The following is a 22,464-nucleotide window of genomic DNA, read 5'->3' on the forward strand; positions in this document are numbered from 1 at the left end:
GTTTCAGTTGTCGCTGCCTTTGTTGTCGACGCGGTAGCCGAAGCCGAACCCCACGCCCTGGAACAGCACCACGTCGGCCAATTGGCGGGCCGTTTCGCCGGCTTTGGCCAGCCCGGTCTTGGGCACGAAGAGCATGTCTTCGGGCTGCAGGTAGGCGATTTGCGAGGCGTCGCCGCTCAAGGCTTTTTCGACGTCGTAGTGGCGGGCTTCGACCTGATTGCCGTTGCGGCGCATGATCACCACCGAGTCGAGCCGGGCCTTGACGTTTGCGCCACGGGCCAGGGTCAGGGCTTCCAGTACCGAGATGGGCCGGCGGATCGGATAGGAACCGGGCTGGGCCACTTCACCGAGGACGTAGATTTCATTGCCGGCGGTGGACTTGAGCAGCACATCGACGGTCATGCGTCCGGGCAGATTGGCGTAACGCTCGTTGAGGAAGGTTTCCAGCTGGGTGACGGTCATGCCCTGCAGCGGTACGGCGCCGATTTCCGGAAAGCTGGCGTAACCGTCCCGGCCCACGGTGATTTCCCGGCTCATGCCGGTGCCAGGGTGGGTCAGGGTATTGCGCAGGGTCGTCTCGCCGGCCAGCGGACTGGTCACCAGCACCGTCAACTGGTTGCGATTGGGCTGGAACAGCATCTTCTGGTCATAGGCTCGCTGTACCGCCAGGCGGGCCTCGTCGGTGGTCAGGCCGGCGAGCTTCACCGAGGTGTTGGCGCCCGGCAGTTCGATGCTGCCGTCGGGCATCACCTGTTGCGTGCCGTTGAGCTGGCTGGCGGCGGTAAAGTTCAGCGCTACCTGGTCGCCCGGCTGTACACGATAAGCCTGGGAAGCGGTGGTGCTGATATGAAAAATCACATCCAGCACGTCCTGGGGCCGCAGGGTCTGTTCGACCTTGGGCATGTCGGTGGCCTGGGCGTTGGCCGGCGCGGCCGTGAGGATCTGCACCGGCATCGAGCGGGTATCGGTGGTGCTGGAGCAACCGGCAAGCGGCAGCAACAGCAGGACAAGCATTCTGGCGTTCATCTCGTCATCCTTTTGCAGGCTTACAGGTTGTTGTAGAGCCACTTGGGCATGTAGTACTTGCGGCGATTGAAGACGCTGCCGACCACCTTCGCGCCGGCCTGGGCCAAGCGTTGTCGGGCGGCCTGGGCGACTTCCCAGCGGGTGTCCTCGCCGCGCACCACCAGCACCACGCCGTCCACCTGCGTGCCCATGACCAGGGTGTCGGTGGCCGAATACACCGCGTCGGCGTCGATCACCACGAAGCGGTACTGCGCGGCCAGTTGCCTGAACAGCGGGCGCAGTCGCTCGGGGCTCAGGCGCTCGGCGTTATGGCCCAGGCGACCGTTGGGCAGCACGTCGAAGGGCAGGCTGGAAACCTGCACCACGCAGTCCTGCAACAGCGGCGGAGAAAGGCTGTTGAACAGCAGGTCGCTGAAGCCGCGCTCTTTTTGCAGCGACAGCTGCTGGCTGAGGTTGCGCGGCGACCGGCTGGCGTCCACCAGCAGCACACGGCCGCTGCTCATCTGCGCCAACTGGGCGGCCAGCGCCATGGCGCTGGTGCTCGTGCCGGTGCCGATATTCGCTGCCGTCAGGAGCAGGATCCGCAAGGAAGGGTCGAGCACGGTCGAGGTCAGGTTGGTCTCGCTCGGGCTTGCTATGGTCAGGATATTCGTTGAACCGTCCATTTAACTCGCTCCGTGGCCGCTGAAGACTTTGAAGGGGGTGATGATCAGGATCTTCAAATCCAGCAAAAGGCTCTGCTCGGCGATATAGCTGAGGTCCAGTTCCACGCGCTGGTCGAAGTCGATATTGCTGCGTCCGGAGATCTGCCAGAGGCCGGTGAGGCCGGGGTAGATGCTCAGGCGCACCAAATGGTTGTCCTTGTAGCGGTAGGCGTTGAACGAGGTCGGCCGCGGGCCCACCAGGCGCATGTCGCCGGTCACGACGTTGATCAGGTTCGGCAGTTCATCGAGGCTGCTGCGGCGCAGGAACCGGCCGATGGGGGTGATGCGCGGATCGTTGTCGATCTTGAAGTCGATGGCGTCGGCGCCGTGCTTGTTGAGGTGGCGCAGCGATTCTTTCAAGGCCTCGGCGTCGGCGACCATGGTGCGGAACTTGTACATGCCGAAAACGCGGCCGCGATAGCCGGTGCGTTTCTGCACGAACAGCACCGGGCCAGGGCTGGAGAATCTCACCAGCAGTGCCAGGCCCAGCAGCAGCGGACTGAGCATCAGCAACAGGGCCAAGGCGCCGAGGCAGGCCACCACCCGGTTGGTGCGCGAGACGGTCCAGGGCCGGCCGCCGTCGCGGCCAGTCATCCAGCCACGACCCTGGCGGTGAATAGCCGCGTCCAGGCGCCTGCGGTGCTCGGGGTCGACTCGTTTGTCACGGCCGAGGGTCCGGGTCGGGATGTCTTGCTCATGTCGGGTCATAGACTCCTCCGTTGAGGTTGGGCCGCAAGCGTTCTGTCGCAAGCGGTGCGTGGGCGATGGGCGGTGCGTAGTAATCGAGGAACCAGTCGATGAAACGGCCGAGGCCTTCATCCAGTTCGATGCAAGGCTGGAAACCGGTGGCCCGGGCCAGGTCGCTGGCATCGGCGCAGGTGTTCAGCACATCGCCCGGTTGCAGGGGCAGCAGCTCGACTCGCGCGCTCCGGCCCAAGTGTTTTTCCAGCAGCGCCACGTAGGCCCGCAGCGTCACCGGATGCTGTCCGCCAATGTTGAAGACGCGCCACGGTGCCAGGCTGGTGGCCGGGTCCGGCTGGTGGCGATTCCAGTCCGGGTTTGCATGAGGTGGGCGCTCGATCAGCCGGGCGATGCTCTCGATGATGTCGTCGATGCAGGTGAAGTCGCGCTCGTGCTCGCCATGGTTGAACAGCTTCAGCACCTGGCCTTCGGCAATGGCCCGGGCGAACTGGATCGGCGACATGTCCGGCCGGCCCCAGGGGCCATAGACGGTAAAGAAACGCAGGCCGGTGCAGGGGATGCCGAACAGATGGCTGTAGCTGTGGGCCATCAGTTCATTGGCCTTTTTGGTGGCCGCGTACAACGACAACGGATGGTCGACGCCGTCCTGTACCGAATACGGCGTGCGCTGGTTGGCGCCGTACACCGAACTGGAAGAGGCGTAGATCAGGTGCCTGACCGGATGGTGGCGGCAGCTCTCCAGAATGTTCAGGAACCCGCTGAGATTACTGTCGACATAAGCCCGCGGGTTTTCCAGCGAATAACGCACGCCGGCCTGGGCTGCCAGATGGATCACCACGTCAGGGCGATGGGACTGGAACAGTTGGTCGAGGGCCGATGCGTCGGTCAGGTCGATTCGCGCCAGGTGAAAATCGCCGGCCTGGCCTTTGACCCACGCCACGCGGTCGTGCTTGAGTTGCGGGTCGTAGTAGTCGTTGAAGTTGTCCAGTCCGCACACGTCATGGCCGTCGCGCAGCAGTCGCAGCACGCAATGGGCGCCGATGAAACCGGCCGCGCCGGTCACCAGGATGTTCATGCTCGTGGCCCCTGGACGGGCACGGTGTGGCGCAGCCCGATGCCGCGATACAGCAGTCCGGCGGCGGCCAGGTGTTCCGGGTTGTACAGGTTGCGACCATCGATGATGACCCGCGCGCGCAGCTTGCTGGCAAGCAGGTCGAAATCGACCACGCGAAAATTCTTCCACTCGGTGCAGATCACCAGGGCGTCGGCATCTTCCAGCGTGTCGTCGCGGGTAGCGCAAAGGTTCAGGTCCTTGCGATAGCCATAGAGGCGCCGGCATTCGGACATGGCTTCCGGGTCGTAGGCCTGGACCCGGGCGCCTTCGCGCCAGAGTGCTTCCATCAGGTAGCGGCTGGGCGCTTCGCGCATGTCGTCGGTGTTCGGTTTGAATGCCAGGCCCCAGATGGCAATCGACTTGCCGGCCAGACCGTCGGGGAACTGCAGCGTGAGTTTTTCGAAAAGAATGTGCCGCTGGCTGTCGTTCACATCGGTGACGCTGCGCAGCAGGCGCAGTGGCATGCCGCTTTGTTCGGCGGTGTGCAGCAGGGCGCGCAGGTCCTTGGGAAAGCACGAGCCGCCAAAGCCGCAGCCGGGGTAGATGAAGTGGTAGCCGATGCGCGGGTCCGAGCCGATGCCCTTGCGCACGGCCTCGATGTCGGCGCCCAGGTGTTCGGTGAGATTGGCCAGTTCGTTCATGAAACTGATGCGCGTGGCGAGCATGGCGTTGGCGGCGTACTTGGTCAGTTCCGCGCTGCGGTTGTCCATGAACATCAGCTTTTCGTGGTTACGGCAGAAGGGCGCGTAGAGCTCGCTCATCTGGTCGCGGGCCAGGGCGTCGACGGTGCCGACGATGATCCGGTCCGGGCGCATGCAATCGGCCAGTGCGCTGCCTTCCTTGAGGAACTCCGGGTTGGACACCACGCGCACATTCAGTTGTTGCAGGCCGCGACGGGCCAACGCCTGGCGGGCGCATTCGGCGACCTTGTCAGCCGTGCCGACCGGCACGGTCGACTTGATGATCAGGGTGCGGTCGCTGTCCATGAAGTCGGCGATCTGCCGGGTCACGGCCAGGACATGGCTGAGGTCCGCCGAGCCATCTTCATCGGCGGGCGTGCCCACGGCGATGAAGATCAGCTCGCCATGGTTGACCGCATCACTGGCCTGGCAACTGAACGACAGGCGCCCGGCCTTGATGTTGTCTTCGAGCAACCCGGACAGTCCCGGCTCGCTGATGGGCGGTACCGCCTGTTGCAGTTGCCGGATCTTGTTCGGATCGATATCGACACACAGGACGCGATGTCCGACGTCTGCCAGCGCCGCCGCTTGAATCAGCCCAACGTACCCCGTTCCAAATACGCTCACGTCCATTCTTGGCGCGCCTCGCAGACCCGTTGATGTAACTCGGATGAAACTGTTTAGAGGGGTATAGCGCAGCCTCAGAAAAGCGTGTCAGCAAAATGACAGTTGTCACTGTTGGTAAACTCGAAAGAGTAGGGCTTTTTGATATCAAGTCCTTGACGGAATTGGAAAAGTGCCGTTTTTAAAGGGCTTTAAAGGAGTTTTAGTAGCCGATGAACGGTATTCATCCATAGATTTTTATGTTTTTTGTTGGCTTTAGGTGTCATTTTTGAGCTAACTTTTTTTTGACGCATTGGCCGTTGATCGGCTTTCTTGCGCTTTGCAAACCTGCTGCTAGTGTGCAGAAACCAAGCCGTTTTCAACCTCCTCGTAACGCTGGGAAAAACATGGCGCGATACCTCAAGGAACTGCTACTGCTGCTGTACCTGCTCAGGGCGCATGACTATTACCTCGACCGTCTTGCGGCGTTGGGTTTTGGCTTGGCAACGCTGCTGTTCGGCGCGATGTTCGTTGCGCTGGTGCTGGCTCTGTGGATGACCGCGTACATTCGCCAGGCATTGGTGCGGCATCTGTTTGCCCTGGCGATGTTTGCCTCGGCGGTGTTCTTCGAGGTCTACACGCGCGTAACCGACAGCTACCTGACCTACAGCCAGTTCGTGTCGATGGTCTATTCCGGCGGGTTCATCCAGGAAGCCGCTTATCAGTACCGCGAGGTGATCATCAGTGCGGTTGCCGGGGGCTTGTTGCTGCTGCTGGGGATCGGCCTGAACCCCCGGCGGCGTCTGCCGTTGCCCGGTTACGTCGCGATCACTGCGCCATTGCTCGGCGTGCTGCTGCTCAGTGGCGTGCTGTTCGTACGGGCAGGCGAGGGCGCGCGCGGTTTGCCGATCATGTACACCCCGCTGGCCTATCTGAACCTGTTCATCTATGAAGCCGTGCACAACACCGTGGGCCCACGGGCGCCAGTCAGCCTGGTGCGGCAAACAGCGGCAATCGGGCACGATATCGTGCTGATCATCGACGAAAGCATTGGCGGGAATTATCTTGATATCAACACGCCGTCCGGCGTCTCCACCGGCCTCAAGGCGCCCCCTCCCGGCGTGGAAATCCTCAATTACGGCTACGCCGCCTCGATCGCCAATTGCAGCGTGGATACCAACGTTACCCTGCGCTATGGCGGCACCCGTGGCGACTACATGCGCATCAACAGCACCCAGCCGTCGATCTGGCAGTACGCCCGCAACGCCGGGTTGCGCACCGTCTATATCGACGGGCAGAACACCGGCGGCAAGCGGCAGAACCTGATGACCGAGCTGGAAAAACAGGACATCGACGAATTTGTCCAGTTCGACCAGGTCCGTGTGCGCGACCGTGACATGGCGGCTGCGGCGAAACTGATCGAACTGATGGAAAACGACCGGGCCGAATTGGTGGTGGTCAATAAAGTCGGCGCGCATTTCCCAGTCCACGATAAATACCCCGATGCTTTCATGACTTACCGTCCGGCCTTGCCGCGAGGGCAATTCGAGGAGGTGGCCGAAACCGGCCGGCGCGACGGTTTCAGTGGCGAGGCGGATGATTGGGCGCTGTATCGCAATGCTTACCAGAACACCTTGCTGTGGAGCGTCGGAGAATTTTTCCAACGTCTTTTCCGTCAGGGCAATCTCGATAATGCGGTGCTGATCTACACCTCCGACCATGGCCAGGACCTGCACGAACGTGGCAACCCCGGCCTCAACACCCATTGCGGCGGAGATCCGGTGGAAGAAGAAGGGCTGGTGCCGTTGCTGGTGATCCAGGGAAGCCGGTTGCAGACCCTCGATTGGCGCAGCGCCTGGGCGCAGAACAAGGACCGCTCCAGCCACTACAACATCTTCCCGACGTTGCTGCGGTTGATGGGCTACGAGTCGGCCGGCGTCACGGCGCTGTATGGAAAATCCCTCGACCAGCCGACCGAAGACGACTTCACCTTCAACTACCGGTTTAATGCGCGGCTGGGGGCCAAGCCGGCGTGGAAGCAGATTGACCTGAGCAACATCGTTACGCCGAAACCGGTTCAGGGTGAAATGGCGGTGGGGCATTGATCAGCGGTTGAATGGACAGGCCTCTTCGCGAGCAGGCTCGCTCCCACATTGAATCAGGTTCACTGAAGAACCCTTGTGGGAGCGAGCCTGCTCGCGAAAGCGCAGTATCAATCGCCGAACATTCCGGAAGCGAATAAGCAAACCCGCATCACATGTTTTTGGAACTCTGCGCACAGCGCAACCTCCGCTATCCTGATGCCCTTGTCGATCAGCCGAGTTGCCCATGCTTGAGGTCCGAAACGTCTTCAAAAGCTACACCACGCCCCAAGGCCCCCTGGCGGTGCTGCAAGGTATCGACTTGACGCTGCCTCCCGGCAGCAGCCTGGCGCTGATGGGGGAATCCGGCAGCGGCAAGAGTACCTTGCTGCATCTGGTCGCTGGCCTCGACAAGGTCGATCGGGGCAGCATCCACAGCGCGGGGCACCGGCTCGAAGACATGAGCGAAAGCCAGTTGGCGAACTGGCGGCGCACCGAGATCGGCCTGGTGTTCCAGCAGTTCAATCTCATCAGCAGCCTTGCGGTGGAAGACAATCTCGCGTTCCAGGCGCGCCTTTGCGGTCGGTTCGACGCTACGTGGCAAGCGCATCTGGTGCAGCGGCTCGGGTTGTCGGAGCTGTTGCGGCGTTATCCCGAGCAGCTTTCCGGCGGCCAGCAACAGCGGGTGGCCTTGGGCCGGGCGCTGGCGTCACGTCCGCCGTTGTTGCTGGCGGATGAGCCCACCGGCAGCCTCGACGAAGCCACCAGCGACGAGGTGCTGCAATTGCTCCTGGAATTGCTCGATGGCAGCCCCACCAGCCTGTTGATGGTTACCCACAGCCAGCGGGTGGCGGCGCGCCTGGCACATCGCGTGGTATTGCAAGGCGGGCGCCTGGCGCAAGCGGGCCCGGCGTGATGATCTTTCGCCAGACCCTCAAGGCCCTGCTCAGTCACTGGCGTCGACACCCAGTGCAATTTTTCAGTGTGTTGACCGGGCTTTGGCTGGCCACCAGCCTGCTCACTGGCGTGCAGGCCTTGAACAGCCAGGCCCGGGACAGCTACGCCCGGGCCAGCCAGCTGATTGGCGGCGAACCCCAGGCCAGCCTGAGTGCTCCCGGCGGGGGCTCGTTCCCTCAGCAATGGTTTGTCGACCTGCGGCGCCAGGGCTGGCCCGTATCGCCGGTGTTGCAAGGGCGGCTGACGCTTGCGGGGCACGAAGACCAGCGCCTGCAATTGATGGGCATCGACCCGGTGTCGCTGCCGCCGGGTTCGGCCGTGGCGGGGCAAGCGCGGGAGATTGCCGAGGTGGTGGACTTCTTCACCGGCCCCGGTCGTACCTGGATCGCCCCGCAGACATTGCAAGCCCTCGGGCTGAAGGCTGGCGACCGGCCCCGCAGCGCCGATGGCCAGGCCTTGCCGCCGCTGCACGTACAGCCGGACATGGCGCCAGGCATGCTGCTGATGGACATCGGTTTCGCCCAGCAGCTCCTGGGATTGCCGGAGCAGGTCTCGCGATTGCTGTTGCCCGCCACGTTCACCGCAGCCTTGCCCGAGGCGTTCAACGGCCTGCTGCAATACAAGCACGCGGACGAGGAGAACAACTTGACGCGCCTGACCGAGAGCTTTCATTTGAACCTCGACGCACTCGGGTTCCTGTCATTCGTGGTGGGACTGTTCATCGTTCATGCCGCCATCGGCCTGGCGCTGGAACAACGGCGCAGCCTGCTGCGAACCTTGCGCGCCTGTGGCGTCAGCGCGCGGGTACTGGTCGCCAGCCTGGCGCTGGAGTTGGGCGCGTTGGCCTTGCTTGGCGGGGTTGCCGGGGTGCTCAGCGGTTACTGGCTGGCGAGCCTGCTATTGCCTGATGTCGCGGCGAGCCTGCGCGGTCTGTACGGCGCCGAAGTGCCCGGGCAGTTGCACCTCAGCCTTTGGTGGTGGCTCGGCGGCGTGGGCCTGGGCCTGCTCGGTGCGTTGCTGGCCGGGGGCCAAAGCCTGTTGCGGGCGGCGCGCCTGCCCTTGCTGGCGCTGGCCAATCCTCAGGCCTGGCACCAGGCCCACGCGCGGTGGTTGCGGCGCCAGGGCGGGGTGGCACTGATGGCCGCGCTGATCGCGGTGGCGGCGCTGGTCTGGGGCGACAGCCTGGCGAGCGGTTTTGTCCTGATGACCGCGTTGTTGCTGGGCGCGGCGCTGGCGCTACCGGTGCTGCTCAACGCTGTGTTGAACCGGTTGTTGCGCGGCAACCGTTCCGTGCTCGGCCAATGGTTCCTCGCCGATTGTCGCCAGCAGTTGCCGACGTTGAGCCTGGCGCTGATGGCGTTGTTGCTGGCGCTGGCGGCGAATATCGGCGCTGGCAGCATGACCGCCGGTTTCCGCCAGACCTTCAGCGACTGGCTCGAACAGCGGCTCACCGCCGAGCTGTACATCAACCCACAGACCCCGGCCCAGGCAGGTCAGTTGTACGAATGGCTCAAGCAACAACCGAGTATCAGCGCCGTGCTGCCGAACTGGCAGGTATCGGTCCCTCTGCAAGGCTGGCCGACGGATATCTACGGCATCATCGATCACCCTTCCTATCGCCTGCACTGGCCCTTGCTGGAGTCGGCCGGTGAGCAGGCCTGGGACCAACTGGCCGGCGCCGACACGCTGATGCTCAGCGAACAACTGGCCCGGCGCCTGAAAGTGGATGTCGGCGACCGGTTGACCCTGCCGACCCCACAAGGGCCGTGGACGCCTCGGGTTGTCGGGATTTATGCTGACTACGGCAATCCCAAGGGGCATGTGCTGATCAACGCTGATCATCTGCTGGCGCACTGGCCGCAATTGACGCCGAACCGCTTCAACCTGCGCATCGAGCCGGCCGCCATCGGGCCATTGCTGACGGGGTTGCAAAGCCGCTTCAGCCTGGACGACAGTCGCATCGTCGATCAGGCTCGCCTCAAGGGTTGGTCGACCCAGGTATTCGAACGCACCTTTGCCGCCACCGCCGCGCTGAACAGCCTGACGCTGGCGGTCGCCGGGGTGGCGCTGTTCATCAGCCTGCTGACCCAGAGCCAGAGCCGTCTCGGTCAGTTGGCGCCGTTATGGGCAGTGGGGGTAACGCGTCGGCAACTGATGCTGCTCAACCTCGGCCAGACCTGGCTGCTGGCGCTGCTGACCCTGCTGCTGGCCGTGCCGCTGGGCATCGCCCTGGCCTGGTGCCTGGACGCCGTGATCAACGTGCAGGCTTTTGGCTGGCGCCTGCCGTTGCGGGTATTCCCGCTGCAATTGGCGCAGTTGCTGGGCTTGGCGATGTTCGCCACGTTGCTTGCGTCGGCGTGGCCGCTGTACGCGCTGTACCGCACGCAACCGGCGGATCTGCTCAGGACCTTCGCCCATGAAAATTAGAATCGGCCTGATGCTGCTGGCCTTGCTCGGCGGCTGCGACGACTCGTCGGCGCCGGAAAAAGGTTTCGCCGGCCTCGGCAACCAGGCCGTTGCATTTACGCCTGTGGTGCCGGGGCGCATGTTCAGTTTCCCGGCCGATCATGGTGCCCATGACGGGTTTCGGATCGAGTGGTGGTACGTCACCGCTAATCTCAAGGATGCCGAGGGGCGGGATTTCGGCGTGCAGTGGACGTTGTTCCGCAGCAGCCAGGATGCCGCTCCCCAGGCCAGTGGCTGGCGTAACCAGTCCATCTGGCTCGGTCACGCCGCGGTCACTTCCGCGACCGTCCATCACGCCGCCGAACGTTATGCCCGCGGGGGAGTGGGGCAGGCCGGAGTGCGCACGACCCCGTTCGATGCCTGGATCGACGATTGGCAATTGACCACCCGAAGCGCGGGTACTGATCCCCTGGCGGCGATGCAGCTCAAGGCGCGGGATGCGCGTTTCAGCTATGAGCTGCAGCTCACCTCGACACGCCCCTTGGTCCTGCAAGGCGACCAGGGTTTCAGCCAGAAATCCGCGCAGGGCCAGGCGTCGTATTACTACAGCCAACCCTTCTTCCAGGCCAACGGTCATCTGGAAATCGATGGCCAGCGCTATCAGGTCAGCGGTCCGGCCTGGCTCGACCGTGAATGGAGCAGCCAGCCCCTGACCGAAAACCAGACCGGATGGGACTGGTTTTCCCTGCATCTGGATAATGGCGAACACGTCATGCTCTACCGCATGCGGCACAAGAAAGGCGCGCCGTACCTCACCGGTACCTGGATCGACGCCCAGGGCCAGGCAACGACACTGAGCGCCAGCGAAATCAGCCTCGAGCCGCTGGACACCGCCGAGGTTGCCGGCCGCTCGATGCCGGTGCGCTGGTCGATCAGGATCCCCACCCGGCAGCTCGAAATCACCACTCGGGCGCTGAACCCCGATGCCTGGATGCACCTGCGAATCCCCTATTGGGAAGGGCCGGTACAACTGAGCGGCAATCGTGGCGGCATCGGCTACCTGGAAATGACCGGCTACTGACAATCACCGGAACTCCCGACATTCGTTGCCTCTCATACCTTATGAATGCTTCGCGGGAGCCCCTCATGAGCGATGACCTGAAACCTCCGTCGCTGGCCGACTGGCAGCGGCTGTTCGACGACAAGGCCTACTTCCAGCAGTCGCCCGACGTTCATCTCACCGAGCTGACGCGGCTGGCGGACGACCTGTTCGGCCAGGGAGCCATTGACCTGGAGCGTTGGCAGGAATTGAAGACCAAGGCCGAGGAACTACACCAGCGCTCGCCGGATGCGAATGTGGCGGAGGAAGTGGCCGATCCTGACGCCTGATTCTTCGAGGGCCGCCTTCGCGAGCAGGCTCGCTCCCACAGAAGCGTGAGCAGGCTCTGCCACAGAGAGTGCATCCCAATGTGGGAGCGAGCCTGCTCGCGAAGAAGACAACCCGGTCCTGGAGGCAGCCCTCGCCGCCCTCCAGCCAAACGCCAGCAGATGGCACCACCACCCAAGGAGTCCACCATGAAGCCCGGTCCCGATCAGACCCAACACAACCCCGACGAGCCGGCGTTGCCCGGCGAAGTGGAGCGAGACAACGACGCGCTACGACCGAACGACCCGGCCAAGCGAGAACAGCAAGGCAATGCCGAGGCGCAGGAAACCGATGCGCAAAAAACCGCACGGCGCGATTGAATCCTGGGTGGCGAGAAACAAGGTCCCTCGCCACGCTACGTGAATAATTATTTAAGCGGGCCTCACGGACAGACCCGGCAAGCTCCACTATCATTGTTTTCGTTCGCCCAGTGCCAGGCTCTTTACCAGTGCATGGAATGCCGAGGCCGTCACACTGGGCGAACACCTGCATGACTCAGCCGGCTACCGGGGTGCGCCAGTCATCCGAGCCAGAAGTGCCGCTGACCTCGTGAGTCCAGGTGATTTTTCGGTAGCTGAAATGAACGTCCTGCAGATGGGTAAAGTGGCTGTTGCCCGGGTCTTGGCACGTGAGCATGTAATCTTTCATGTCGACGATGATCGCATCCTCCAGCTTGGTGGTGTAGTAGTGCTCCTGGGTGCCTTGGGCCGACGTGCGGTACCAGTGGATTACAACCTCGGTCATCCGTTCGCCGCTGTTCAGGGCCTGCAGCAGAAGAGGCGAAGCCTTGTCGAAGACCTTGGTGATGACCAAGGGTTTGTGCAGGCGCTGGCCGGTGGGCTGGCCCGATTGAGGGTCGCGGGGGATGGTCATCTCGTGCTGGACGGCCTGCACCATGACCTGGTCTTCATGGCCTTCCTGATAGGTATTGCCAACCGAGTCAGCGCTGAATGCACCGGCAGTGATCAGGCCTTGTTTTTCACCGGTGACGGACATGTAAGCGGGGGTAGCCAATGGATGCTCTCCTTCCTGGATAAACTGAGAAGCCCCGGGACGCGAATCGTCCTGAGGCGGTCTGAGCGTTATCAAGAGCCGTGCCATCGGCAAGAAAATACAGCCAGATCAAGGTGTTAGCTTGTTTTCGGGGCGAGCGTCGGCTCGCGCGCCCGGCAAATCACGCAAACGGCTGCACGCTGCCTCGCATTGATCTGCCCAAGCACGAGGCACCGTGTTGCCGGGAGCAAGGCGCGTAAGTCGAGCGGATGATGCGGTCGGACTTGCGCAACTTGCTGCTTCTCCTTCCTGCGCTGGTTTTCAGAGCCCCAGCGTATGCAGACATTCATCGACGGAGCGCTGCTGCGTCTCGGCATACAGCCCCAGTTCATCGATGGTCGGCCGCTCCAGCGCCGTTTCGAAGGCATGCCGATTGGACTGTCCGGCGTAGTGATTCTGCGCGGCATCGCCCAGGTTCGACTGGAAGATGCCGGCGGCGCTGACCGGAAGGAAATCTTCGTACACCAAGGGTTCGGCGCGCAGGTATTGCTGTTCGAGCAAGTGCTCCAGCGAGCTCGACCGTTCAATCGCGCCCTTGGCGGCCAGCCCCGCTGGCGTCACGAAATAGCGAAAGTACGCGAGTGCTTGTCGGCGCAGTTCGTCGAGGGTGTCAGGGAAGTCGGCGAAGTGTTCAGCCATCAGCGCGTTGTAGCGTTCGGCATTGGCTTCGTTGGGAAACGCGCCCAGGGCGTCCCGCGCCGCGTTCAGCAGTTGATCGTAGAGCGCCCGGCCCTTGGGCGTGAGCGCCGCGCCACGTTGCTCGATTTCGCCAAACCGGGCGCTGTGGCTGCCCTGGGATTGTGGCTGGTCGGTGAACGCGACGGGTTCATCGAGCGCCTTGAAACTGGTCTGGCGCAGCAGGATGGGGCACTGGCGACGGGGCGGGCCTTCGATCACGGCCTTGGGCGTGATGCCATGCACCGGCATTTGGGCCTGGACAATGTCGATGTCCAGGGTGCGCGGCGTCAGATGATTGATATGCGGGCCCTTGAACGCCACCACGTCGGCGATCAGCCGATGCTGGGCGCTCAGTTGACGGTATTGTTCGGCGGTGACGGTGGCGCTGTGGTGCCAGCGAAAGGTTTCCAGCGCTTGCAGCACGAACTCCTCGGCCTGGGGCTCGGTCAGGCCGCCCTGACGTTCGGCCAACTCGATGAGTTCAAGGGCACCGGGGGTAAAGATCTGCCGTTTGCCCAGCACCGATTCGGCAAAGGCCCGAAGCTCGGCGTTTTCAATCAGCTCCAGGCGCAACAGCGAAGTGAACACGCGAAAGGGGCTGACTTGCAGTGCGGCCTCATGCACGGCGCGAAACGCTGTGGAGTGCACCGGCACCCCGGCTGGCGTGAGATCGTAATAGCCCACCGGCTGCATGCCCATGACCGCGAACAGCCGACCCAGCATCGCCAGCTCGGCGGCGGTGCCGACGCGGATCGCGCCATGCCGTTCCAGGTCCAGGCGCTGCAGTTCGCCGGTGTTGCGCAGGTGTTCGGCCAGTTGCGGATCGTTTCCCAACACCCGGGCGTTGGTTTGCTCCACCAGGTTCATCAACGCGCCGTACAGCGGTACTTCGTCGCGGTACATGTCGGACATCGCCTTGGAGAAGCGTTGGCGGATCAGGTCGGGGCTGACGAAGCTCATCGTGGGAATTCCTGGCGAGGGCTGTGGGAAAGATGGACAAAAGATCGCAGCCTTCGCCAGTGCCGGCAAACGAAGAATCTTCACGACTTCATTCTGCCAGGGACTGATCCACCAGCTCGATCCAGTGCCGCACGGGCGTGCGACCGGCACCGTCAAGGTGGCTCTGGCAGCCGACATTGGCGGTGACGATCAGCTCCGGCCGGCCGCTTTCCAGCGCGTTGAGACGGTTGTCCCGCAATTGTCGCGCCAGCGCCGGCTGGGTCAGCGAATAGGCCCCGGCCGAGCCGCAGCACAGGTGGCCGTCGGGCACCTCGGTGAGGTTGAAGCCCAGCCTTGTGAGCAGGGCTTCGACGGCGCCACCGAGTTTCTGCGCGTGCTGCAAGGTGCAGGGGCAATGGACGGCGATGCGTTGATCCCTGGCGGCGCAGATTGCTTCCAGCGGTTCGTTGCCGAGTACCTGCACCAGGTCCAGCGCGCGTTCGCTGACGTGTTTCGCCTTGGCGGCATAGGCGGGATCGTGTTCCAACAGATGCCCGTAATCCTTGATAAACGCGCCGCAGCCGCTGGCGGTCTGGACGATCGCCTCGGCGCCGTCCTGCAGGTGCGGCCACCAGGCATCGATGTTGCGTCGGGCGCGGTCCAACCCGGTGGGTTGAGCGTCGAGATGATAATCCAACGCGCCGCAACAGCCGGCTTCAGGGCTGGCAACGACGCTGATGCCGAGCCGGTCCAGCACCCGGGCGGCGGCCGCGTTGGTGTTGGGCGACAGGCCCGGCTGCACGCAGCCTTCGAGCATCAGCACGCGGCGCGAATGCCGCACGGCCGGGCGCGTGCCGGGGGACGCCGCCGACCGTGGCAACTTGGCCTCCAGGTTCGCCGGCAGCAGCGGGCGGAATAGCGTTCCCAGGCGCAGCAGATTCTTGAATCGTTCGGGACTCGTGGCCAGGCCCCGCAAGCCGAGACGCAGGGCCCGTTGGCCGGCGGGGCGGGGTACGGCCGCGTCGACCACGGCCCGGCCGATGTCCAGCAGGTTGTGATAATCGACGCCGGACGGACAGGTGGTTTCGCAGTTGCGGCACGACAGGCAGCGATCGAGGTGCAGTTGGGTGCTGGCGGTTGGCGGCTGGCCTTCGAGCACCTGCTTGATCAGGTAGATGCGTCCGCGCGGGCCGTCCAGTTCATCGCCGAGCAACTGGTAAGTGGGGCAGGTGGCGTTGCAGAAGCCGCAATGCACGCAACTGCGCAGGATCCGTTCGGCCTCTTCGGCGCGAGGCAGGCGTTGGCTTGTTTCACTGAACCGGGTCTGCATCTAGAACTCCGCGTACATTCGGCCAGGATTGAACAGGCCCTGGGGATCAAGCTTCGCCTTGAGTTGACGGTGGTAGCGCAGCAGCGCCGGGGCCAACGGTTGGAACGGCGTTGCGGTTGCGCCAGGACGATAGCAGACGGCATGGCCGCCCCATTCCCGCGCCAGGGCCTGGACCGTATCGGCGTCGGTTTTCAGCCAGCGCTGCGCGCCCGCCCAATCGATCAGTTGCGCACCGGGCAAGTCGAGCGGGCCGGTAGCGTTGGGCAGCGACAGGCGCCACAGCGGCAGGTCTTCAGCGAAGAATGGCGAGCGGTGTTCGTTCAGCTCGGTCCAGTATTGATCGTCGATGGCTTCGCCGCCCAGGCGCTGATGGGCCGCGCTGACCGAACCCTCGCCGCCTTCCAGGCGCAGGCGCAGACAATCGCCGTCGTGGCTGGCGGCGCTGATGGGCAAGGGTTGGCGGCCCCATTCGGCGAGTTTTTCCAGGGCTTCGCGGCTGTCCATTTCCAGGCGGATGCTCAAGCCGTGGCGGGGCTTGGGCAGCACTTTCAAGGACACTTCGGTGATCACCCCCAGGCAACCGAAACTGCCCGCCAGCAGGCGCGACAGGTCGTAGCCGGCGACGTTTTTCATCACCTCGCCGCCAAAGCGCAACAGGTGGCCGTGGCCGCTGATCATCCGCGTGCCGAGCACATAGTCGCGCACCGAGCCGGCCCACGGACGGCGCGGCCCCGACAATCCGGCGGCGACCATGCCGCCCACCGTGGCGTCCGCGCCGAACGCCGGCGGCTCGCAGGGCAGCCGCTGCCCGGCGGCGTCCAGCGCGGCCAACAGTTCCCGCAGCGGGGTGCCGGCGCGGGCGGTGATGACCAGCTCCGTGGGGTCGTAGTCAACGATCCCGCGATGCGCACGGGTGTCCAGCACCTCGCCGGCCACCTGGCGTCCCAGGAAAGCCTTGCTGTTGGAGCCCTGGATGCGCAGCGGCGTATCGCTCGCGCGGGCGCGGTTGACCTGCTCCAGCAGCAGCTCGCTGGCGTCGCGGTCGACTTGCGCGGTCATCAGAATCGCTCCAGTTCAGCAAATGGCAATTGCCCGCCATGGATATGCATCGCGCCGAATTCAGCGCAGCGGTTCAGGGTCGGTATGTTCTTGCCGGGGTTGAGCAGGCCAAGCGGATCGAACGCGGCTTTCACCGCGTGGAACAGCAGCAGTTCGTCGCTGTTGAATTGGCTGCACATCTGGTTGATTTTTTCGCGGCCGACGCCGTGTTCACCGGTGATGCTGCCGCCCACCTGGACGCACAGTTCGAGGATCTTCCCACCCAGGGTTTCGGCGCGCTCCAGCTCGCCCGGCTGGTTGGCGTCGAACAGGATCAGCGGGTGCATGTTGCCGTCGCCGGCATGGAACACGTTGGCGACCCGCAGGCCGTGTTCGCTGCCCAGGCTGGCGATGCGCTGCAAGACTTCTGGCAATGCCCGCCGGGGGATGGTCCCGTCCATGCAGTAATAGTCCGGCGCCAGGCGGCCTACCGCCGGAAACGCATTCTTGCGTCCGGCCCAGAACCGCAGGCGTTCGGCCTCGTCCCGGGCCAGGCGCACCTCGGTGGCGCCGGCCCGTTGCAGCACTTGGCGGACCCGTTCGCAGTCATCGTGGACATCGGCCTCGACGCCATCGAGCTCGCACAGCAGGATCGCTTCGGCGTCGACCGGATAGCCGGCGTGGATGAAATCCTCGGCGGCGCGGATCGCCAGGTTGTCCATCATTTCCAGGCCGCCGGGGATGATCCCGGCTGCGATGATCTCGGCCACCGCTCGTCCGGCCTTGTCCACCGAATCAAAACTGGCCAGCAACACCCTGGCAACCTGGGGACGGGGCAACAGCTTGACGGTGACTTCGGTGATGATCCCCAGCAGGCCTTCGGAGCCGGTGAACAATGCCAGCAGGTCCAGGCCTGGCGAGTCCAGGGCCTCGCTGCCCAGCACCAGGCGTTCGCCTTCGATGGTGAGGATTTCCAGCTTCAGCAGGTTGTGCACCGTCAGGCCGTATTTCAGGCAATGCACGCCACCGGCGTTCTCTGCGACGTTGCCGCCGATGGAGCAGGCGATCTGCGAGGAAGGGTCCGGCGCGTAGTACAACCCGAACGGCGCGGCCGCCTGGGATATCGCCAGGTTGCGCACCCCTGGTTGCAGGCGCGCGGTGCGGGCGTCGGGGTCGATGTGCAGGATCTGGTTGAAGCGCGCCATGACCAGCAACACGCCGCTTTGCAGGGGCAGGGCGCCACCGGACAGGCCGGTCCCGGCGCCCCTGGCCACCACCGGTACATTCTGTTCATGGCACAGCGTGAGCAAGGCCTGCACCTGCTCGACCCGCCGCGGCAGCACGACCAGCAGGGGCGTGGTCCGGTAGGCAGACAGCCCATCGCATTCGTAGGGCCTGAGGTCTTCGTCGCGGTGCAGGATATCCAGGTCCGGAATGCGTGCCTGCATGGCGTCGAGCAGGGCCTGCTTGGGCACTTTCGGCAGCGGGCCGTCGAGCTGCTCGTCGTAGAGGATGTTCATCGGATGATTGCCTCAACCTGTGGCGAGGGAGCTTGCTCCCGCTGGGCTGCGAAGCGGCCCCAAAATTTTGTGTAAAAACAAAAAACCTGGGCCTGCTGCGCAGTCCAGCGGGAGCGAGCTCCCTCGCCACGGTACTTCAACCCGGCTGACTTCACTGCCCCAACCCCTTCAAAAAATCCCGGTATAACGCCGCAGTCTTGCCCGGTTTTTCAACCATCGGCATATGCCCGACCCCGTCCCAGATTTCCACCCTGAGGTCGGTGATGCCCTTGCTCCATACCGGTACGCTGCTGACGTCGATCAACCGGTCCTTGCGCCCCCAGAGTAGCAACGAAGGGGCGCGGATGTCGGCCAGGCGCGGTTCCATGGGTGGGCTGGCGCGTAAATCGACGAAGATCTCCGCCAATTCCTCCCGGCGCTGTTCATAACGCTCGGCCAGCGCCGCCAGCACTACACTGGGCAGCCAGGGCGGCGAGGCCATGGTCATGGCGTAGAACGGCGCGAAATCGTCTCGAGAATCAACCAGGAACGGGTTGTGACCGGCGGCCAAGTGGCGTTCCATGTCGCTGGGTTCGGGGGCGGTGACACCGGCCGGATCGATCAGCGCCAGGGTCAGCACCCGCTCAGGCGACGTCGCCGCCAGCCAGGCTGCGAGGTAACCACCCATGGAGTTGCCGATCACATGGACCTTGTCCAGGCCACAGGCATCGAGCAACTCGATCACTCGCCGCGCCTGGGTCGGGATGTCATAACCGCCGCCGGCCTTGAAGCCGGTTTCGCCATGGCCTGCCAGGTCGGGAATCACCACCCGGTAATCGCCAACGAAATACCGGGCGAAGCGCAACCAGAGGTTCTTGTCGGCGCTGTAGCCATGCAGCATCAGCACGCTGCCGGACGCTTCATAGGGCCCGCCCTGCCAGGTCGACACCGTCATTTCGCTGATGGGCACGGTAATTTTGTGCAGCCGGTAGAGACGCGCCTCCAGCGCCATGCCCAGGTCATACAGCACATGGCCGATGCCCGGATACGTCAACCAGCTCCAGGCGATGAACACCGCAAGGACCACCCACAACACCAGCATGTTGTTGCCTCCATATCAGGACAAGGCGATCGAGACCCTGTACCAACGAATTTCCCTTTTTCATGTATAGCCAAAATCCGCGGGGAACCACGCTGGTCGGTCGGAATAAATACCCCTGCATCGATAGTGGCTATTTGACCTCGCCCTGATAGACTGCCCAAAACCTATCCCGGCCCCGGGAGACCGGTGGTGCAGAGGCCTCTATGCATAAAACGGGAAAAAAGGGACTGTCGCTGGCCAGGAGGCTCTACACATCCCGAATCCTCGGCCTGGCGCTGGGGTTGCTGGTGGTGAGCGCCGCGCTCTATCCCCTCGACCCGGCGCCCTGGGTCTGGGGCTTCATGCTGTTCAACGGGTTGCTCTGGCCGCACGTGTCCTACCAATGGGCCCGTCGTTCGACGGTGCCGTACCATGCCGAGCACCGCAACCTGGTGATCGACGCCTTCCTCGGTGGCTTCTGGGTCGCCGCGATGCAATTCAACCCGCTGCCCACCGCCGTGACGCTGGCGATGATGGCAATGAACAACGTGGCCATCGGCGGCCTGCGTTTCCTGTTGGTCGGGGCTGTGGCCCAGGTTGCCGGTATCACCGTCGGGATATTCATGTTCCCCTTTGCCAGCGTGCCCATGACCAGCCCGGCGCAGCTATACGCCTGCTTGCCGTTGCTGTGCCTGTACCCGCTGGCGCTGGGCTGGATCTGCTTTCGCCAGGCGCACACCCTGGGCCGACAGAAACGCGAATTGCTGGCCCTGAGCCGTACCGACAGCCTGACCGGCCTGCTCAACCATGGCGCCTGGAAGGACCGGCTCAACGAGGCATTCCAGCATTGCCGACGCCAGTCACCGGGCGGGGCAGGGCATGGCGTGATCGCGCTGATCGATATCGACCACTTCAAAGCCATCAATGACACCTACGGCCATGGCGCCGGAGATGTCGTGCTGCGTCAGCTCGGTAAGCTGCTGGGGCAGAACCTGCGGGCCACGGACATCGTCGGGCGCTATGGCGGCGACGAGTTCGGGGTGATTCTGCCGGACCTGACGCTGCTCAGCGCGGTGCAGGCGATGGAGGGGCTACGCGAACGCTTCACCGCGCAGGACTACGAACGTGACCCGGCGCTGAAAGTGAGCCTGAGTATCGGCCTGGCGGCCTTCACGGCGGATTATGCCGATGCGACCGCCTGGCTCGACGACGCCGACCAGATGCTCTATGAAGCCAAGACCAGCGGACGCAACCGGGTTGTCTGTCAGCGACATCGGCCGGTGCTGGAGGCGTCCGCGGTCTAGAGCCTTGGCGCATTGTCGGGTAGGGTGCTGGTTGACCTTCCCGATGATGCTTTCCAGATGAAACAAGGATGAACTCATGACCGTTATCGTTCGTCGCTCCCGTCTCGCCGTCAGCCTCGGCCTGAGCCTGGCACTCGGCGCCTTCGCCCCAGCGGCCCTGGCGCAGCCCCATCAACAGGTGCTGGCCGATGCCGAGCAGTACAAGGGCGAGGCGCTGAAACTGCTTGAACGCCTGGTGAACATCGACTCCGGTTCCGGCTATGTGCCGGGGCTGACCCAGGTCGGCGACATCGCCATCGACGAGTTGCAGAAGCTCGGCGCCACCATCGAAAAGGTGCCCAATTCGGACGGCACCCACCATGTCCTGGCGACCTTCAAGGGCACCGGCAAGGCGAAAATCCTGCTGATGGCCCATATGGACACGGTGTTCAAGGAAGGCTCGGCGGCCGAACGTCCCTTCCATATCAAGGATGGCCGCGCCTACGGGCCGGGGGTGATGGATGACAAGGGCGGCATCGTCGCGGGCATCTATGCGCTGAAGGTGCTGAAGAACCTGGATTTCAAGAATTACGCGCAGATCACGTTCCTGCTCGATGCCAGCGAAGAGACCGGTTCGGACGTCGCCACCGACCTGATCAAGAAAACCGCCAAGGCCCATGACGTGACCCTCAACCTTGAACCGGGGCGCCCGGCCGACGGCCTGGTGGTGTGGCGCAAGGGCAGCGCAACCGCGCTGGTGGAGGTCAGGGGCAAGGCGGCCCACGCCGGCGTCGCACCGGAACTGGGGCGTAACGCGGCAATGGAAGCGGCGCATCAGATACTGCAACTGGGCAAGCTGGGCGACGCGGAAAAGAAGACCACCATCAACTTCACCGTGCTCAAGGCCGGTGACCGGACCAACGTGATTCCCGACCAGGCCAGCGCCAAGGCCGATGTGCGCGCAGCGGTGCCGGAAGAATTCGACCGCATCGAAAAAGACCTGGCCCGGGTCTCGAAGGACAAGCTGATCGCCGACACCGAAGTCACCACCAGCCTGCAGCGCGGCTTGCCGCCCATGCCACAGACCGCCGAGTCGGACCGGTTGATGGCCATGGCCCAGGGCATCTATGGCGAGCTGGGCCGCAAACTGACCGAGGAAGGCAGCGGCGGCGCGGCGGACGCCAGCCTGTCCGCCGGCGTTGGTACACCGACGCTGGACGGCTTTGGCATCGTCGGCGGCAATATCCATACGCCCGAGGAATATGCCGAGGTCGAGAGCGTGGTACCGAGGATTTATCTGCTGACGCGAATGATCATGGAGTTGGCGGCACGGTAGCAGCCCGCGGAAGAAAGGCTTTTCGTGGCGAGGGAGCTTGCTCCCGCTGGACTGCGCAGCAGGCCCGGGTTTTTTGTTTCTAAACGGGGTGGATCAACACCTAGAAACCCTGTGGGAGCGAGCTTGCTCGCGATAGCGATCTGTCTGTCCAGCAGATGTTGACTGACCTACCGCTATCGCGAGCAAGCTCGCTCCCACAAGGGGATGTGTTGAAGCGGCTAGCGTGGGTCGACGTTGTCCAGCGCGCGGTTTGCCAGGAGTGCGCCCAGTTCGATCAGTTGCTGGATGCCCAGGGCAATGTGGCGTCGTGAATCTTCCAGGTCGAAGGCCAGGTAACCGACCATGGCGTTGGCCGAGGCGAGGGTTTCGCTGAGGTTGGCGAGCAGGGATTCGGTGTCGATGCCGTTGATGACGGTGAAGAGTTGACCGGGATCGGTTTCTCTTGGATCGGCGGTGGCTGGATCGGTGTCCGGTGGGTTGGGTGTTGCTTTGAACATGATGAAACTCCTTGGTAATTGGAGCCGCAAC

General features: G+C 63.7%; 20 protein-coding genes. 8 read left to right on the forward strand and 12 right to left on the reverse strand.

Annotated elements, in window-relative coordinates; all coding sequences use genetic code 11:
• Positions 1–3: 3 nt before the first annotated feature.
• From M1E16_RS09030 to M1E16_RS09050, 5 genes are read right to left on the reverse strand one after another with little or no spacing between them, the layout of a single operon-like run.
• Positions 4–1,026 (reverse strand): polysaccharide biosynthesis/export family protein, encoded by a 1,023-nt coding sequence (locus M1E16_RS09030; RefSeq protein ID WP_434603537.1) that lies wholly within the window; start codon positions 1,024–1,026, stop codon positions 4–6.
• A 20-nt stretch (positions 1,027–1,046) separates the two neighbouring features.
• Positions 1,047–1,691 (reverse strand): CpsD/CapB family tyrosine-protein kinase, encoded by a 645-nt coding sequence (locus M1E16_RS09035; RefSeq protein ID WP_434569118.1) that lies wholly within the window; start codon positions 1,689–1,691, stop codon positions 1,047–1,049.
• On the reverse strand, positions 1,692–2,438 hold the full coding sequence (locus M1E16_RS09040; RefSeq protein WP_434624851.1) for a sugar transferase: 747 nt from the start codon (positions 2,436–2,438) through the stop codon (positions 1,692–1,694).
• Positions 2,425–3,507 (reverse strand): NAD-dependent epimerase, encoded by a 1,083-nt coding sequence (locus M1E16_RS09045; RefSeq protein ID WP_458129681.1) that lies wholly within the window; start codon positions 3,505–3,507, stop codon positions 2,425–2,427. The genes M1E16_RS09040 and M1E16_RS09045 overlap by 14 nt, the downstream gene beginning before the upstream one ends.
• The gene (locus tag M1E16_RS09050) at positions 3,504–4,859 is read right to left on the reverse strand and encodes a UDP-glucose dehydrogenase family protein (RefSeq protein WP_434695259.1); all 1,356 of its coding nucleotides are present in this window, start codon (positions 4,857–4,859) and stop codon (positions 3,504–3,506) included. Before M1E16_RS09050 ends, M1E16_RS09045 begins: the two co-directional genes overlap by 4 nt.
• A 377-nt stretch (positions 4,860–5,236) precedes the next feature.
• On the opposite strand from M1E16_RS09050, the gene M1E16_RS09055 reads away from it, so the two are divergent.
• The 6 genes from M1E16_RS09055 to M1E16_RS09080 all read left to right on the forward strand — a co-directional run bounded on the left by M1E16_RS09055 (position 5,237) and on the right by M1E16_RS09080 (position 12,019).
• Positions 5,237–6,934, forward strand: coding sequence for a sulfatase-like hydrolase/transferase (locus tag M1E16_RS09055; RefSeq protein ID WP_458129682.1), 1,698 nt, complete (start codon positions 5,237–5,239; stop codon positions 6,932–6,934).
• A 223-nt stretch (positions 6,935–7,157) separates the two neighbouring features.
• Positions 7,158–7,826 carry an ABC transporter ATP-binding protein gene (locus tag M1E16_RS09060; RefSeq protein ID WP_305495727.1) on the forward strand — a complete coding sequence of 223 codons (669 nt, stop codon included), beginning with the start codon at positions 7,158–7,160 and terminating at the stop codon, positions 7,824–7,826.
• Positions 7,823–10,294 carry an FtsX-like permease family protein gene (locus M1E16_RS09065; protein ID WP_458129683.1) on the forward strand — a complete coding sequence of 824 codons (2,472 nt, stop codon included), beginning with the start codon at positions 7,823–7,825 and terminating at the stop codon, positions 10,292–10,294. The genes M1E16_RS09060 and M1E16_RS09065 overlap by 4 nt, the downstream gene beginning before the upstream one ends.
• Complete coding sequence (locus tag M1E16_RS09070; RefSeq protein ID WP_458129684.1) at positions 10,284–11,354, forward strand: lipocalin-like domain-containing protein; 1,071 nt, start codon at positions 10,284–10,286, stop codon at positions 11,352–11,354. Before M1E16_RS09065 ends, M1E16_RS09070 begins: the two co-directional genes overlap by 11 nt.
• Positions 11,355–11,419: 65 nt before the next feature.
• On the forward strand, positions 11,420–11,662 hold the full coding sequence (locus M1E16_RS09075; RefSeq protein WP_458129685.1) for a hypothetical protein: 243 nt from the start codon (positions 11,420–11,422) through the stop codon (positions 11,660–11,662).
• Between the two features lie 186 nt (positions 11,663–11,848).
• A complete protein-coding gene (locus tag M1E16_RS09080) occupies positions 11,849–12,019 on the forward strand; it encodes a hypothetical protein (protein WP_434569109.1) in 171 nt (56 codons plus the stop codon).
• A gap of 175 nt (positions 12,020–12,194) precedes the next feature.
• On the opposite strand, the gene M1E16_RS09085 is transcribed toward M1E16_RS09080, so the two are convergent.
• The 6 genes from M1E16_RS09085 to M1E16_RS09110 form a co-directional block, all read right to left on the reverse strand.
• Positions 12,195–12,713, reverse strand: coding sequence for an Hcp family type VI secretion system effector (locus M1E16_RS09085; protein WP_458129686.1), 519 nt, complete (start codon positions 12,711–12,713; stop codon positions 12,195–12,197).
• A 300-nt stretch (positions 12,714–13,013) separates the two neighbouring features.
• Complete coding sequence (gene hglS / locus M1E16_RS09090) at positions 13,014–14,390, reverse strand: 2-oxoadipate dioxygenase/decarboxylase HglS (protein ID WP_458129687.1); 1,377 nt, start codon at positions 14,388–14,390, stop codon at positions 13,014–13,016.
• Between the two features lie 88 nt (positions 14,391–14,478).
• Positions 14,479–15,699 (reverse strand): glycolate oxidase subunit GlcF, encoded by a 1,221-nt coding sequence (glcF, locus tag M1E16_RS09095; protein WP_458129688.1) that lies wholly within the window; start codon positions 15,697–15,699, stop codon positions 14,479–14,481.
• Complete coding sequence (gene glcE / locus M1E16_RS09100; RefSeq protein WP_458129689.1) at positions 15,700–16,758, reverse strand: glycolate oxidase subunit GlcE; 1,059 nt, start codon at positions 16,756–16,758, stop codon at positions 15,700–15,702.
• Entirely contained in the window at positions 16,758–18,257 is a 1,500-nt protein-coding gene (gene glcD / locus M1E16_RS09105; RefSeq protein ID WP_458129690.1) for a glycolate oxidase subunit GlcD, read from the reverse strand. The genes glcE and glcD overlap by 1 nt, the downstream gene beginning before the upstream one ends.
• A 151-nt stretch (positions 18,258–18,408) precedes the next feature.
• Positions 18,409–19,338: an alpha/beta fold hydrolase gene (locus M1E16_RS09110; RefSeq protein WP_434695249.1), complete on the reverse strand. Its 930-nt coding sequence runs from the start codon at positions 19,336–19,338 to the stop codon at positions 18,409–18,411.
• Positions 19,339–19,541: 203 nt separating this feature from the next.
• On the opposite strand from M1E16_RS09110, the gene M1E16_RS09115 reads away from it, so the two are divergent.
• Complete coding sequence (locus M1E16_RS09115; RefSeq protein WP_458129691.1) at positions 19,542–20,621, forward strand: diguanylate cyclase; 1,080 nt, start codon at positions 19,542–19,544, stop codon at positions 20,619–20,621.
• 76 nt (positions 20,622–20,697) lie between these two features.
• Positions 20,698–21,936, forward strand: coding sequence for a M20/M25/M40 family metallo-hydrolase (locus tag M1E16_RS09120; protein WP_434695247.1), 1,239 nt, complete (start codon positions 20,698–20,700; stop codon positions 21,934–21,936).
• 218 nt (positions 21,937–22,154) lie between these two features.
• On the opposite strand, the gene M1E16_RS09125 is transcribed toward M1E16_RS09120, so the two are convergent.
• Complete coding sequence (locus M1E16_RS09125; RefSeq protein WP_458129692.1) at positions 22,155–22,433, reverse strand: DUF6124 family protein; 279 nt, start codon at positions 22,431–22,433, stop codon at positions 22,155–22,157.
• Between the last annotated feature and the right edge of the window lie 31 nt (positions 22,434–22,464).

This window comes from Pseudomonas sp. Z2-11, from assembly GCF_054161305.1.